A 14,682-nucleotide genomic window follows, 5' to 3' on the forward strand; every position below is an offset into this window, starting at 1 on the left:
TGCCCTGCCGACCGGGGGTCGGGCGTTCAGTCGGCCAGCCGGGCCAACTCCTCGTCGACGATCGACGGGTCGAGCTTGCGGAACACCGGCTTCGGCACGGCCAGCGGCCGGCCCGCCTCGATCGACACCGACTCCCAGCGCGCGCCGACGGTGTAGTCCCCGGTCAGCACCGGGTACGCCGGGCCGCCGTCGAGGTCGTCGACCTGCTCGATGACCGGCATCGGCGCGTGCACGCCGGTGCCGCCGAGCAGCTCGTGCACCTGCTGCGCGGAGTGCGGCAGGAACGGGGTGAGCAGCGTGTTGGCGTCGCTGATCACCTGGAGGGCGACGTGCAGGATGGTGCCCATCCGGGGCTTGTCCGCCTCGTCCTTGAGTTTCCAGGGCGCCTGCTCGGACAGGTATCTGTTGGCCTCGGCGACCACCTTCATGGCCTCGCCGATGGCCTGCTTCTGCCGGTGCCGGCCGATCAGGTCACCGACAGTCGTGAAGCCGGTGCGGGCCACCGCGAGCAGCGCCTCGTCGGCCTCGGTGAGCCCGGCCGGGTCGACCGGCGGGATCGCCCCGAAGTTCTTCGCCGCCATCGACACGCACCTGTTGACCAGGTTGCCCCAGCCGGCGACCAGCTCGTCGTTGTTGCGGCGCAGGAACTCGGCCCAGGTGAAGTCGGTGTCGTTGCTCTCCGGGCCGGCGGCGGCGATGAAGTAGCGCAGCGCGTCGGCGTCGTAGCGCTCCAGGAAGTCGCGAACGTAGATGACCACCTTGCGGGACGAGGAGAACTTGCGCCCCTCCATGGTCAGGTATTCGCTGGAGACCACCTCGGTGGGCAGGTTGAGCCGACCCAGCTCGCCCGGCTCACCGTCGCGGGAGCCCTCGCCGGAGTATCCGGAGAGCAGCGCCGGCCAGATCACCGAGTGGAAGACGATGTTGTCCTTGCCCATGAAGTAGTAGGACCGGGCGTCCTTGCCCTCCCCGTCGGTCGACCACCACTTCCGCCACGCCTCCGGGTCGCCGGAGCGGCGGGCCCACTCGATGGAGGCGGACAGGTAGCCGATCACCGCGTCGAACCAGACGTAGATCCGCTTGTCCGGCCGGTCGCGCCAGCCGTCCAGCGGGATCGGCACACCCCACTCCAGGTCGCGGGTGATCGCCCGGGGTTGGAGGTCGTCGAGCAGGTTGCGGGAGAACCGCAGCACGTTGGGCCGCCACCCGTCCCTGGTGTCCAGCCACTGCCGCAGCACCTCGGCCAGGGCGGGCAGGTCCAGGAAGAAGTGCTCGGTCTCGACGAACTTCGGGGTCTCGCCGTTGATCCGCGACTTCGGGTCGATCAGGTCGATCGGGTCGAGCTGGTTGCCGCAGTTGTCGCACTGGTCGCCGCGGGCGCTGTCGTACCCGCAGATCGGGCAGGTGCCCTCGATGTAGCGGTCGGGCAGGGTGCGCCCGGTGGACGGCGAGATCGCACCCATGGTGGTCTTCGGCACGATGTAGCCGTTGCGGTACATCCCCTCGAACAGCTCCTGCACCACGGCGTAGTGGTTGCGGGTGGTGGTGCGGGTGAACAGGTCGTAGGAGAGACCGAGGCCGTGCAGGTCCTCGACGATCACCCTGTTGTACCGGTCGGCCAGCTCGCGCGGGGTCACCCCGTCTGCGTCGGCCTGCACCTGGATCGGGGTGCCGTGCTCGTCGGTGCCGGAGACCATGAGCACGTCGTGGCCGGCCATCCGCATGTACCGGGCGAAGACGTCGGAGGGAACGCCGAAACCGGAGACGTGGCCGATGTGGCGGGGGCCGTTGGCGTACGGCCAGGCCACTGCCGCGAGAACGTGACTCATGAGCAGCAAGCCTAGTGACCCGTCCGGGGCGTCCGCGAACCAATGGGGGGTGCCCGGCCAGCGGACCGGACCAACCACCCCGGCCTTTGGTCCGATTTGTCGCCGACACGCGTCTCAACTGCCCGTTCCGCCCTCCCGGTCGGTGTGCAATGAACCTCGTGACTGGCAGACGAGCGGTGTGGGACCACGAGGACCGTCCCAGCGGCCCGGCGGTCGGCGGCGACCCCGGCACCGAGCCTGCCGCGCCGCGCGGTGCTGGCGTCGCGCCGCAACCCCGGCTGGTGCCCGGCGTCGACCCGGGTTCCGCCCCGCGACCGGGCCCCGCCCCACGACCGGGCCCCACCCCACGACCGGGCCCCACCCCACGACCGGGCCCCGCCCCACGGCCGGGCCCCGCCCCACGGCCGGGCCCCGTCGACTCGGCACCCGCCTCGGACGCCGTCGAGGTGGAGCCGACCACCGGGGCGCCGGTGGACGCCGTGCCGAGTCGCGTGCCCGTCCGCCAGCAGGGCCGCCGGCACCGGGACCACCGCCCCGACAGCGACCCGCCGGACGACGACGGCACCTTCTGGGCACCGATCGAGCAGGTGCACTGGGACGGCACCCCGGTCCGGGAGGACCCGCCGCCGGAGCGCGACCGCGGCTCACGACCGGCGGGGCGCCGGGGACCGGGCCGTGCCGTGCCACCGCCGGATCCGCTGCCCGGACTCGCCGCGCTTGTGGCACTGACCCTGGTCACGGCCTTCTTCGCCTGGGTCAGCGCCGGCCCGTTCTGGCTCGCGGTCGGGCACGCCCGGCCCGGCACGGTGGTAATCACCGACTGCACCGGCGGTGGGCTCACCCAGCGGTGCCGGGGGATCTTCACGGCCGAGGACGGGCGGTTCATCGCACACGGTGTGCGGGTCGGCGGCGTATCCGCCGGAGGGGACGCCACCGGCACCCGGTTGCCGGCTCGGATGACCGGCCCCGACGGCGGCACCGCGTACGCGGACACCGGAGTGGGCCGGCACCTGCGCTGGCTACCCGGCCTGTTGGTGATGTTGGTCTGCACCGTCGGCATCGTGCGGTGGACCGGGTCGGCGCGGCTGCCCGGCCGCCGGCACCGCCGCTGGGCCGTGGCCGTCGCCATCGCCGGCCCGACCCTGATCACCGTCGGCTTCCTGGCCGCCGCCTGGTGAATCCGGGCCGCCGCGTGACGCGGGAGCCTCGGTCAGCTGTGCACGATCGTGTAGACGTCCCGGCGGCGCAGCGCGTACTCGGTGGCGACGTCGGTGATGGCGTCGCGGCGCGACCGACCGGCGGCCTCCCGCTCGGCGACCGCCGCGCGCAGGGTGTCGTCGTCGGGGCGTTCCGGGGCGGTCACCGGGGCCCCGGCCACCACCAGGGTGATCTCGCCGCGCGGGTCTCCCTCGGCGGCCCACCGGGCCAGCTCGCCGAGGGGCCGGCGGAGCACCTCCTCGTAGGTCTTGGTGAGCTCGCGGCAGAGCGCGGCCGGCCGGTCCGCGCCGAACGTGTCGGCCAGGTCGGTGAGCGCCGCGCCGATCCGGTGCGGGGCCTCGAAGAAGACGAGCGTGCGCTCCTCGGCGGCGAGGGCGCGCAGCCGGGATCGGCGGGCGCCGGGGGTGCGCGGCAGGAAACCCTCGAAGCAGAACCTGTCGCAGGGCAGACCGGACACCGCCAGCGCGGTGGTGACCGCGCTCGGCCCCGGAGCGACGGTGACCGGCGCGCCGGCGTCCAACGCGGCGCGGACCAGCCGGTAGCCGGGGTCGGAGACGCTCGGCATCCCCCCGTCGGTCACCAGGGCCACCACGTACCCGCCGAGGATGACCTCGACCAGCTCGGGCGTACGCCGCTCCTCGTTGCCCTCGAAGTAGGAGACGATTCGACCGCCGACGGTGATGTCGAGATCCCGGGCCAGCCGGGTGAGCCGGCGAGTGTCCTCGGCCGCCACCACGTCGGCGCTGACCAGCACCTCCCGGAATCGGGCCGAGGCGTCGGCGGGGTTGCCGAGCGGGGCACCGAGCAGGATCAGGCGCCCAGCTTCGGACATTTCACCCACGAATTCGTCTCCTTCATCGACAGCGAATACCGGTATCGGGGACGACGGGCGCCACCGAGCACCTTGGCAGCCTACGATCGCCGGGTGACGAGTGCGTCGACAGCGCAGAGCCCGAGCGCCGATCCTGCCAAGATGGTCGAGGTGACGGGCGAGCCCAGCCCCAACCAGGAGCCGACGGCACCGCCCGCCGGTGCCGGTGGTGCGCCCGAGAAGATCCGGCGACGGTTCGCCACCGTCGACAGCCAAGTGGACAGGTTCTCCTGGGCGGCCACCGCGGTGGTGGTGGCGATCGCGGCGATCCTGCGTTTCGTCGGGCTGGCCGACATCAAGGGCAAGATCTTCGACGAGACGTATTACGCCAAGGACGGCTACGGGCTAATCAGCCGGGGCGTCGAATGGAACTACAAGGACAACGGCCCGTCGTACGTCGTGCACCCGCCGCTGGGCAAGTGGCTGATCGGCCTCGGCGAGTGGGCCTTCGGCTACCAGGACGCCGACTCGAAGGTCTCGGTCCCCGGGCACCTGCTGACCACCGCACCGGAGTTCGGCTGGCGGTTCTCGGCGGCCGTGGTCGGCACCCTGTCGGTGTTGCTGCTGGTGCGCATCGGTCGGCGACTGTTCCGCTCGACGGTGCTCGGCTGCGCCGCCGGCCTCCTGCTCGCCCTGGACGGCTTCCACCTGGTGCTGTCCCGCGCGGCGCTGCTCGACATCTTCCTGCTCTTCTTCGTGCTGGCCGCGTTCGGCGCGTTGGTGCTCGATCGGGACGCCCGCCGGCGTCGCTGGGCGCGGGCCCTGGACGAGGGGCTCGATCCGAGCCAGCCGGGCCGGGCCGGCCGGCCGCCGACCGGGTGGCGCACCTGGCCGTGGTGGCGGCTGGTCGCCGGGGTGTTGATCGGCTGCGCCTGCGCGGTGAAGTGGAGCGCACTGTATTTCGTCCCGGCCTTCGCGCTGCTGGTCGTCCTCTGGGAGGTCGGCGTCCGCCGCTCGGCGGGGACCCGCCGACCCTGGCGGGACGCCCTGCTCGACGAGCTGCCCTGGCTGCTGCTGGCCGGCGTGCTCATGATCGGCACCTATCTCGCCACCTGGTCGGGTTGGCTGGTCACCGACGACGGCTACTACCGGCTCGCGTCAGCCTACCCGGCCGCCCACCTCAGTGACCGCCCGGTGATCGGCCCGCTGATCAACCTCTTCGAGTACCACCGGGCGGCGTACGGCTTCCACGCCCAGCTCGACGATGCGCACAAATACCAGTCGTGGCCGTGGCAGTGGCTGCTGCTCGGCCGCCCGGTGGCGTTCCACTGGTCCGGTGACGTCGGCTGCGGCGCGCCGAGCTGCGCCTCCGAGATCCTGCTGCTGGGCACCCCGCTGCTCTGGTGGTCGTTCCTGCCCGCCCTGGCGGCGCTGGCCTGGCTGGGGTTGGCCCGTCGCGACTGGCGGGCCGGCGCGATCCTGCTCAGCGTGGCCGCCGGGCTGCTGCCGTGGTTCTGGTTCGCCCTCGACGGCCGGACGATGTTCTCGTTCTACACCGCTCCGGCGCTGCCCTTCCTGGTGCTGGCCGTGGTCTACGTGCTGGGCGCGATGATCGCTCCCGCCGAGGGCGACGTGGGCACCGTGGCGCCGCTGGTGCCCGGCGACCCGGCCTACGAACGCCGACTGGTGGGCAGCATCGCTGCCGGGGCGTACGTGCTGCTGGTGGCGCTCTGCTTCGCGTACTTCTATCCGATCTTCGTCGGCAAGAACATCCCGTACGCGGACTGGTTGTCGCGGATGTGGCTCGACGGTCGGTGGATATAAGCACCGACAGGCGACGCGCCGCACAGCGCGACGGGGAAGGGCCCGCACGCCGAAGCGTGCGGGCCCTTCTGACATAGACGCGCGCCCCGATCGCCTGCCACGGGGGAAGCGGGCGATTGGGGCGCGCATGAAGAGCTTAACCACCGCGCACCACCGGCACAACGGGTCAACTTAAGTCAGATTTCCGACCGATGGCGGCCGAATCCCTGCTTGCCATCGAGCAGTTACCCGAGGGTGACCCGGCGTGGACCCAGAGCGCGAAGTATCGGGCGGGACCGTCAGGACTGGAACGCGCACCAACCCCGGTGATCATCCAAAGTGGATCTCACTACACTGCGGGCCGTGATCAACTTCAGACGATCGGCGGCTGTCCTTCTCGGACTGTTGGCGACCACCGCACTGACCGGGCCGGTCCCGGCGCGCGCAGACGAGGAACAGGCGCCGGAGCCTCCCCGGGTCGAGCTCGTGCTCGACGTCAGCGGCTCGATGCGGGCCGCCGACATCGACGGACGCAGTCGGATCTCGGTCGCCCAGCAGGCCTTCAACGAGGTCGTGGACGCGCTGCCGGAGGAGACCCAGCTCGGCATCCGGGTGCTCGGGGCGACCTACCGCGGTCAGGACAAGAAGGTCGGCTGCCAGGACACCCAGCAGATCGTGCCGGTCGGTCCGGTGGACCGTCCCGCCGCCAAGGCCGCGGTGGCGACACTGCGGCCGACCGGGTTCACACCTGTCGGCCTCGCACTGCGCTCGGCCGCACAGGACCTGGGCACCGGTGCCACCACCCGGCGGATCGTGCTGATCACCGACGGTGAGGACACCTGCGCCCCGCCGGACCCGTGCGAGGTGGCCCGGGAGCTGGCCGCCCAGGGCACCAGCCTGGTCGTCGACACCCTCGGCCTGGCCCCCGACGAGAAGGTCCGGCGGCAACTGCTCTGCATCGCCAGCGCGACCGGCGGCACCTACACCGCCGCCCAGAGCGCCGAGGAGCTGACCGGCCGGATCAAGCAGCTCGTCGAGCGGGCCGGCGACACCAACACCCGGGCGCCGACGGTCGTCGGTGGCACGAACGCCTGCGACTCGGCGCCACTACTCGCCCCCGGCGTCTACGCCGACCGGGAGGCGTTCTCCGAGCACCGCTACTACCGGGTGCCGGTACGCCCCGGGCAGGAACTTCGGGCATCGGTGAGCATGGCGCTGGACCGTGCGGTCAACCGGGACTACGGGGTGCTGCTGCGGGCCACCGCGGCGGACGGCCGGGAACTGGTCCGCGGCGCGGACGCCGGCAGCGGGCGGGCCGACGTGCTCTCCGCCGGATTGCGCTGGTCCGCCACCGCCGACGACGAGGATGCCGCGCAGGCCGAGGAGACCGCCGACCCGGTCGTCGAACCCACCACCGTCTGCCTGGTGGTGAGCAACTCCTTCGCCCCGCGCCCCGGCACCGCGACGACCCCGGGCATGCCCGTGGAGTTGACAGTCGACGTGGTCGCCGCAGCCCCCGCGCCGGACGGCCCGGACCTCGGCCGGGGTTGGGTGCTGCTCGCCCTGCTCACCGTCGCCGGGCTGCTCACCGGTCTACTCGCCGGCCTGCTCACCCGCTGGTGGGTCGCCACCTGGAGGGAGAACTGATGCGTACCGCACTGTCGCGTTCGCTGGCGGCGCTGCTCGCCGCCGGTGGGGCCGCGCTGCTCCCGGCCACGGCCGTCGCCGCACCGACCCCCTCCCCCGGAGCGACACCGGTGAACCGGGCCGGTACGTCGTTCCTCAGCGCCACCCCGATCTCCGCCGGGCAACCGGTGCGGGTGGACGCCTCGATCGGCGACCACCTCTACTGGTCGTTGCCGGCGACCGCCGGTCAGGTGCGGGAGGTCAGCGCCACCGTGACCTTCCCGAAGGGACGCAGCGGCCCCTCCACCTGGACGGTCGACGTCTTCGACGGGTTGCGGCGTCGCCAGGCGTGCACCGCGGGGGCGCAGACCCCCACCGTGGACGCGAAGGCGACGAGTGTGGCGCTGGGCTGCACGCTGCGCGAGGTACGACCGTGGGCCGAGCCCTGGTCGGCCGACCCGCTGCCCGGCACGTACGTCGTCCGGCTCTCCGTGATCGACCTGCCGGAGGCGGATCTGGGTGCGCCGATCGACGTGGACCTGCTGGTCGGCACCATCGCCGACCGGGGTTCCTCGGCCGACGACGGTGAGTTGGCCGCACCGCTGGTGCCGAACACCAAGGCGGGCACGGTGCTCAACGCCGTACCCCCGGTCGACCCGGAAGCCGACGACGAGAGCGACCCGCTCGCGGACTGGTTGCCGGACCTCGGCTCGCGTTGGGTCTGGACCGGCATCGGCGGCGTGCTCGCCGCTGTGGCCGGCGTGTTCGGTTTCGCGGTGACCCGACGGCCCCGACGCCGCTGAACGACGCCCGGCCCCACTGGTGGCCCCGCCCGACGGTGGGGCCACCAGCGGCTCAGGCGCGCCGGCGACCGCGTGGCAGCCAGCCGATGAACCGGCTCTGCAGTGACATCACCGGGGCGGTACGCAGATCCTCCGTGGCGGCGGCGAGGCACGAGCCCAGGTAGACGCTGAGCATCGCCCGGTCACTGCCGTACTCGGCCAGCAGCCGGCTGCGTTTCGTCGCGCACGGCCACTCGTCGCCGCAGGAGCCGCAGCTCCAGCAGGGGGTCTTCGGGGCGTGATCATCGGCCCGCACGACCGGTCGTTCGGCACCATCGGTCATCGCACGTCCTTCCAGATGTCCACGGGTGTGGCCGGCAACCGTGCCCGGCCAGGGTTCGATGGTCGTCCCCCCGGAGCCATCAGAGAGAGCGATGCGCGGCCCTCCGGTGATACATCCTTGCGGTACCTTCTCCGGTTGTGGGAGTCGGAAATCTGACGCTTGACCCGATGCTCCATTCCTACCGACGGGTAAGCCAGCGCGATGCGTGACCTGTTGCCGTCGACTGTCGCGGTGGCCGTCGCCGGCCCGGACGACTGGGTCGGTGAGCTGCTCGCCGCCGAGCGGGCGTGCCTCAGCGACCAGGCGGTGCCGACCCGCCGGAGGGACTTCACCGCCGGGCGGGTCTGCGCCCGCAGGGCCCTGACCGAGCTTGGCCTGCCACCGACCGCCGTGCCGACCGCCGACCGTGCGCCGGTCTGGCCCGCGGGGTTGGTCGGCACCATCACCCACACCGCAGGCTACTGCGCCGCCGCGGCGGCGCACGTCAGCGACATCCGGTCCGTCGGAATGGACGCGGAACAACACCGCGAGATCAGCCCGGGAGTACGCAGACTCGTGCTGCTGCCCGAGGAGGAGGCCGACCTCGCGCGGCTGCCCAGCGGCATCTTCTGGCCGATCGTGGTGTTCAGCGCAAAGGAGACCGTCTACAAGGTCTGGCATCCGGTCGTCGGGACCTGGTTGGATTTCCAGGACGCCCGGCTCGACATCGACCCGGACGCGGGCACGTTCACGGCCCGGATCGCGCCGGCCCGGATCGCCGAGGCGGAGGTCGACGACCCACCGGCGACGATCAGCGGCCGCTTCGTCGTCGCCGACGGGCTCGTCCGCACCGCCGCGGTGCTCCCCCCGCGCTGAGCTGAGCCCGGGGCGCTCGGCGCTGGGCCCGGGGCGCTCGGCGCTGAGCCCTGGAGCGCTCGGCGCTGAGCCCGGGGCGCTCGGCGCGGCGGTCCGGCTGTCTGCCACGCACGGTAGCGTCGGTGGGGTTCCCGGAACCGCACGTACCGATGCGTCAAGGAGTACGGTGACCCACCCCCAGCCCCCCGTCGGGCCGCACCACCGCCAACAGTCGCACCACGGGTCGTCCTTCGTGACGACAACGCAGCCGCCGTTCTCGGGCGCCGCGTATCCGACGGCCGGCGGTGGGCATCCGGGCACTGACCGCCCATTCCCGGTGACCGGTCTGCCGGGCTATCCGCTCGTCGCACCGGCGACGGCACACACGAACGCCTCCAAGCGCACCGCCGTGGTCGTCGCGATCACCACGGCGGTGCTCACCCTGCTCTGCTGCGCGGGCGGGATCGTGGCGGCCGTCATCAGCACCAAACACGACGACGACGCCAAGACCAACGCGATCGGCACCACCGGCTGGAAGTCGTAACGCGGGCGCGGGCCGACCGCACGCGCGGAGGGCGGGCACCCGTACGGGTGCCCGCCCTCTCGTCGGTTGACTCTGGCGTCAGCAGCCCGTCCAGCGCACCGGGGTGACCCGCTCCGCGTTGCGGAACCCGACGATGGTGCCCGTGTCCGAGATGGACTGAGCGCCGATGGTCACCCGGTCGCCGCCGCCCGGCAGCACCCGGGAGGTCGTGCCGCGGGCGACCCGGTCACCGCCGACCACGACGCCCTTGGCGTTGACGTCGCCCAGCCACTCCAGCCGCTGGTCGAGCATCGTGTACGAGCCGTCGCGGAGGTTCCACCGCACCTTGTCCCAGCTGCCCGCCAGGTCGACATTGCCAACCGCCCAGTGACCAGCCGCCGTGTTGACCTGGGCCGCCTGCGCGCCGGGGACCGTGAGCGCGTCGAACCGGCCGTTCGGCCGGCGGACCCAGCTGGTCCAGGACGCGAATTCACCGCCGAAACCGACGATGGTCCCGTTGTCCGTGATCCCCGTCGGCTGGGCGTTGGCCGGGGCGTCGAGCACCTCGACGGCGCCCGGCCGGATGGCCGGCCAGCGCAGCCCGACGTACTCCCCGGTGTTGACGTCCGTGCCGAGGCCGACGATGTCGCCGGCCTTGTTGATGGCGGTGACGGAGACACCCGTGAAGGACGGCACCACCGGCAGTTGCTCGACAGTGCCGTCGCGGTACCGCCACGGCTGGCCGGGGCCGCTCTCGCCCCAGCCGTTGCCGATCACGACGCCGTCGGCGTTGACGTCGGCGGGGGTCGCCATGCTCGGTGCCGCAACCTCGGTGAGCCGATTCCCGTCCCAGAACAGCAGCAGGTACTGGTTGTCGGTGGCCCCTCTCCGCAGGGCCGAGCCGGCGACGAAGCGGCCCGTCGGGTCGATGGCGTTCGCGTCGGCACGATAGGTGTCGGCCGGGTACGGCAGCGTGCTGATCTTGCAGGTGCCGGGGGTCGCCGGCCTGGGCGCGGCGGTCGCCGGGGTGGCGACAGCGACGCCGAGAGAGGCGGCCAGCAGGCCGGTGGTGGTGATTCCGGTCAACGTCCGGCGTCGAGCGGTGTGCGTCATCTCTGCTCCCCGTGTCAGCCCGGATGATCCCGGGCGCCGATTTCTACCGGTGACACACGCGACCGGGCCGCACGGTTGCGGTGTGTCGGGGAGAAGACTCAGCGGAACCCGGGCGCCCACGGTTGAGCAGCGGTGACGACCGGCCCGCCGGTGCGTACCGATTCCTCGATGGCGAGGCCGATCAGATGGTCCTGACACGCCTCGGCCAGGGGATACGGCGCCGGACCCTCGTCGCGCGCCCACGCACCGGTGCGGGCGACTATGTCCGCCACCGCGATATCGTCGTCGGACATTCCACTGCCGACGAACGGATTGCGATAGACCACGACGCCGTCGAAGCTGATGTGCTTCAGGTCGAGCCCTTCCAGGTTGAGGTCGAGCCCGGTCTGGCGGCGCACCAGGGACGACTCCACAGGTGTCTCCGGGTCGACGAGGCGGACGACCCGGTCGTCCACCAGCTCGCCGAGTGACCCCCGGACCACCAACCGGCGTGCGCGCAGCGGATTCCACCACTGGTTGTCGGTGAAGTCGTACAGGCCCATCCGTCCGCCGAAGTCGATTGTCGCGAGGGTGGTGGTGAGCTGCTGTGGGGTGCTGTCGGCCCGCCAGCCGGTCGGCGACAGCGGGTCGGCCAGCGGTGCGACGAAGGCGCGCGCACTGACCTCGGCGGCGTCGAATCCGACGCCCAGCAGGCCCCGGATCAGGGAGACGGCGTGGTAGAGGTGCGTCGACGAGAGCTGCACCGAGGTCGGCTCGCCGAGCACCCCGGCGCGGACCAGGCCCAGCCGGGCCGCGTGCCCGGGCATCAGCAGGTACTGCTCGGCGACCTGCACCAGGCCACTGCCGCCGACGTCGGTCCAGAGTGACCGCAGCCCTGCCAGGTCGGGGGCGGGCGGTGTCTCGGCGAGCACCGGCACGCCGGCCGCGACCAGCTCGCGGGTCACGTCGGGCGTTACGGGCCAGGGCACCGACACGATGACGAAGTCCGGTCGCTCGTGGGCGAGCAGGTCGGCCGTCGTGCGGAAGGTCGGCACGCCCCATTCGGCCGCGACCACGGCACCACGCGACTCGGTACGCGTGACCACCCCGGTCACCCGGAACCGCTCCGGTAGGAGGCGAGCCAGGCGGAGGAAGAACTCACCCCGCCAGCCACTGCCGACGATGCCGAACCGGGTCCGGGTCGCCGCTGTCATCTGAGCTCCTCTCGTCGAGACCCGGATGCTAGTCGTCCCACCCTCGGCTGCCGCCGGATTCGAGGCGTACGGGTGGCTGGTCCCCTTTGGGTGGTCTGTCGCACCGGTCGAATATGACCATCGATCCGTGTCGTAATTGGCGGACAGTAACCGTCGGGCAACCGCCCGTACGGTTGTCTCGCTTCAGAGAGGAACGGGGATGCAAGGATCCTGGCATAAGGCGGCACTCGCGGCCACCCTGTCGATCGTGGGTGTCTCGGCCGGGTTGGCCCTGGCGGCACCCGCGCAGGCGCAGATCGTGGAGTCGGGTTCGGTCTCCTTCAGCGGCGACCCCGGCGACTACATCACCGACGGCGGCTCCCACTCGTACTCCACGAACGACCGCGACCAACTCAAGGTGGACAACCCGCTCGACAGCAGCCGCGTGTCGGTCAGCATCAGCGGTTACGACGGCGACCAGTGGTCCCTCACCTTCGACGCACCCGGCAGCGCGGCACTGGCTCCGGGCACCTACGAGACGACGAACCGATACCCGTACAACGGGGCCGGCCCCGGCCTCGACCTGTCCGGCAACGGGCGGGGCTGCGACGACGCGACCGGCACCTTCACGATCATCAACGTGGTGTTCGGCCACAAGGGCTACCTGCGGACCCTCGACGCCACCTTCGAGCAGTACTGCAACGGCGGGCCGGCGGCCGCTCGCGGCGAGGTGCACATCGCCAACCCGCCGCCGCCCGAGCGGCTGGAGCTCGCCCACGCGGTGGCGACCGACGGCATCGCCCACCGGGTGAACGGCAACGCGGTTCTACACGGCACGGTGACCTGCAATCAGCCCGTCTCGGTGTCGCTGGACGGCACGGTCACGCAGATCGTCAGGAAGGTGCTTGTTCGTGGCAGCTTCTCCACCCAGGTGACCTGCACCCCGGGCAGCGCAGTCCCGTGGACGGCCGCGGCCGTCCCGACCGGCACCACCCCGTTCGGTAAGGGGCTCGCCGAGGCCGTCACCCGGTCCATCGGTTACGACATTCCCTACGACGAGTACGTCTTCGTGACCGACACCACGACCGTCAAGCTCACCCGGTCCTGACCCGTCGACGCCTGGCGGCCGGGCACAGCCCGACCGCCAGGCACCACAGCAGCCGAGCGCGCGCCTGGCCGCCGGGCGACGACGGGCCGCCGAGCGCGCTTCTGGCCACCGGGCGACGACGGGCCGCCGAGTGCGCGCCTGACCCCCGGGCGACGACGGGCCGGGCGCTACGGGCCGCCGGGCGACGACGGGCCGCCGGGCGCTACGGTGGCCGGGTCCGCGACGGAAGCACGACGAAGGATGTCGGAGATGGCTGCCAATCCCGTGTACCCGGCGGTGACCACGGCGAACCCGTCACCGTCCACGTTGGACTACCACCTGATCCTGCCCCGACCTGAAGACCCCGACCCGACCACTGCCGTCGGAGGGCTCGTCGTCGAGGAGTTCACCCGCGAGCACGACCACGTCAGCACCGGCCTGGACAGCGCGGGCTGGACGCCGACCACCGGCTGGTGGAGTTCCGCCTCGCTCAGCCGGAGCATCCGCACCGACCCGGACACGCTTGCACGTGTGGTGCCCACCTCTCGCGCCGAGGCCGAGAGTCACTACCGCACGCTCGGCGGCGGGCATCTGCCCGACGAGGCGGTGCTGCGCTCGTACTTCCTCGCCCACCAGCCGATCGCGACCGCCGCGCCACTGCGGCTCGGCCCCGCAGAGCCGCCGGCCGGCTACCACGAACGACGCGTCTACCGCGTCCTCTTCGCCAAGGACCTCCACCCGGGCCAGGTGACGAGCCTCCGGGCGAGCTGGCGTACGCCGGTCGACGCCACCAGCACGTCAGCCGCGAGCGGCCACCTGGAGACGGACGCCGACCGGTTCAGCTGGGAGCTAAGGCGGGTCGGCCACACACGTGCCTGGGCTCTCGACGTGACAGTCCTGCTGGGCACCGCCGCCGACGACACGGTGGGTTCGATCCTGTCCGACCTGACCACAGTCCTGCGACAGCACGGTCTGCTACCCGTGACGACCGAGCGCTTCTGCTGACTGATCCGCGGGCGGCGGATCGCCCGCGTCGTGCTGTCGTCAGGCAAGGTCCAGTACGACGGGGGCCTGCCGCGTACCGGTGGCCGGGCCACCATCGGCGGGGCGAGTGCCGAACGAAGACGGGGCCCCGAGATTTCCGCTGCGCCGTGCGAGATCGGAAAAGGCCGTCTCCGACGAACGGAGACGGCCTTTGAACTGGGGTGGAGCTGAGGGGATTTGAACCCCTGACCCCCTCGATGCGAACGAGGTGCGCTACCAGTCTGCGCCACAGCCCCCCGCCGGCGAACCGGCTTCGGTCCCACCCGGCTTACACCGGGCGGGCCGGCAGCAAGGCTAACAGGTCGCCGGCCCCCACCGCGAATCCGCCCCCGGTGCGGCGCTCCACCCGACCCGGAGATCCACTCGGGTTCCTGCAAACCGGGGCATCCGGGACGCCACGACACCCCACTTTCCTGAAACCCGAGTCGATCAAGCCACCGATCAGGCCGCCTTTCTGAAACCCGAGTCGATCAAGCCGCCGGCAAGGACGCAAGCCA

13 protein-coding genes and 1 tRNA gene are annotated in these 14,682 nt (G+C 72.0%); 8 read left to right on the plus strand and 6 right to left on the minus strand.

The window, feature by feature from the left end; all coding sequences use genetic code 11:
- Positions 1-26: 26 nt before the first annotated feature.
- The gene (gene metG, locus ACGFIW_RS07415; RefSeq protein ID WP_393311657.1) at positions 27-1,829 is read right to left on the minus strand and encodes a methionine--tRNA ligase; all 1,803 of its coding nucleotides are present in this window, start codon (positions 1,827-1,829) and stop codon (positions 27-29) included.
- A 149-nt stretch (positions 1,830-1,978) separates the two neighbouring features.
- Here metG and ACGFIW_RS07420 point away from each other — a divergent pair, with 149 nt between their 5' ends.
- A complete protein-coding gene (locus ACGFIW_RS07420) occupies positions 1,979-3,007 on the plus strand; it encodes a hypothetical protein (RefSeq protein ID WP_393311659.1) in 1,029 nt (342 codons plus the stop codon).
- Between the two features lie 32 nt (positions 3,008-3,039).
- Here ACGFIW_RS07420 and rsmI read toward each other — a convergent pair whose 3' ends face one another.
- Positions 3,040-3,879 (minus strand): 16S rRNA (cytidine(1402)-2'-O)-methyltransferase, encoded by an 840-nt coding sequence (rsmI, locus tag ACGFIW_RS07425; protein WP_393312744.1) that lies wholly within the window; start codon positions 3,877-3,879, stop codon positions 3,040-3,042.
- A 141-nt stretch (positions 3,880-4,020) separates the two neighbouring features.
- Here rsmI and ACGFIW_RS07430 point away from each other — a divergent pair, with 141 nt between their 5' ends.
- The 3 genes from ACGFIW_RS07430 to ACGFIW_RS07440 all read left to right on the plus strand — a co-directional run bounded on the left by ACGFIW_RS07430 (position 4,021) and on the right by ACGFIW_RS07440 (position 8,090).
- The gene (locus ACGFIW_RS07430; RefSeq protein ID WP_393312746.1) at positions 4,021-5,682 is read left to right on the plus strand and encodes a dolichyl-phosphate-mannose--protein mannosyltransferase; all 1,662 of its coding nucleotides are present in this window, start codon (positions 4,021-4,023) and stop codon (positions 5,680-5,682) included.
- Between the two features lie 342 nt (positions 5,683-6,024).
- Entirely contained in the window at positions 6,025-7,308 is a 1,284-nt protein-coding gene (locus ACGFIW_RS07435; protein ID WP_393311661.1) for a VWA domain-containing protein, read from the plus strand.
- Positions 7,308-8,090, plus strand: a complete 783-nt coding sequence (locus tag ACGFIW_RS07440; protein WP_393311663.1) for a peptidase — start codon at positions 7,308-7,310, stop codon at positions 8,088-8,090. Before ACGFIW_RS07435 ends, ACGFIW_RS07440 begins: the two co-directional genes overlap by 1 nt.
- A 52-nt stretch (positions 8,091-8,142) precedes the next feature.
- Here ACGFIW_RS07440 and ACGFIW_RS07445 read toward each other — a convergent pair whose 3' ends face one another.
- Positions 8,143-8,412 (minus strand): hypothetical protein, encoded by a 270-nt coding sequence (locus ACGFIW_RS07445; protein WP_393311665.1) that lies wholly within the window; start codon positions 8,410-8,412, stop codon positions 8,143-8,145.
- Positions 8,413-8,613: 201 nt separating this feature from the next.
- Here ACGFIW_RS07445 and ACGFIW_RS07450 point away from each other — a divergent pair, with 201 nt between their 5' ends.
- A complete protein-coding gene (locus ACGFIW_RS07450; RefSeq protein ID WP_393311667.1) occupies positions 8,614-9,267 on the plus strand; it encodes a 4'-phosphopantetheinyl transferase in 654 nt (217 codons plus the stop codon).
- A 232-nt stretch (positions 9,268-9,499) separates the two neighbouring features.
- Entirely contained in the window at positions 9,500-9,790 is a 291-nt protein-coding gene (locus ACGFIW_RS07455) for a hypothetical protein (RefSeq protein WP_393311669.1), read from the plus strand.
- Positions 9,791-9,868: 78 nt separating this feature from the next.
- On the opposite strand, the gene ACGFIW_RS07460 is transcribed toward ACGFIW_RS07455, so the two are convergent.
- Both ACGFIW_RS07460 and ACGFIW_RS07465 read right to left on the minus strand, forming a co-directional pair.
- Positions 9,869-10,882, minus strand: a complete 1,014-nt coding sequence (locus ACGFIW_RS07460; protein ID WP_393311670.1) for a hypothetical protein — start codon at positions 10,880-10,882, stop codon at positions 9,869-9,871.
- Positions 10,883-10,980: 98 nt separating this feature from the next.
- Positions 10,981-12,075 (minus strand): Gfo/Idh/MocA family protein, encoded by a 1,095-nt coding sequence (locus ACGFIW_RS07465; protein WP_393311672.1) that lies wholly within the window; start codon positions 12,073-12,075, stop codon positions 10,981-10,983.
- A 199-nt stretch (positions 12,076-12,274) separates the two neighbouring features.
- Here ACGFIW_RS07465 and ACGFIW_RS07470 point away from each other — a divergent pair, with 199 nt between their 5' ends.
- Positions 12,275-13,162: a hypothetical protein gene (locus ACGFIW_RS07470; RefSeq protein WP_393311674.1), complete on the plus strand. Its 888-nt coding sequence runs from the start codon at positions 12,275-12,277 to the stop codon at positions 13,160-13,162.
- Between the two features lie 249 nt (positions 13,163-13,411).
- Positions 13,412-14,146, plus strand: coding sequence for a hypothetical protein (locus tag ACGFIW_RS07475; RefSeq protein ID WP_393311676.1), 735 nt, complete (start codon positions 13,412-13,414; stop codon positions 14,144-14,146).
- Between the two features lie 201 nt (positions 14,147-14,347).
- Here the strand turns inward: ACGFIW_RS07475 and ACGFIW_RS07480 are convergent.
- Positions 14,348-14,421: transfer RNA gene (locus ACGFIW_RS07480), tRNA-Ala, on the minus strand.
- Between the last annotated feature and the right edge of the window lie 261 nt (positions 14,422-14,682).

The sequence above is a fragment of the Micromonospora sp. NPDC048935 genome, from assembly GCF_043197875.1.
GTDB lineage: Bacteria > Actinomycetota > Actinomycetes > Mycobacteriales > Micromonosporaceae > Micromonospora.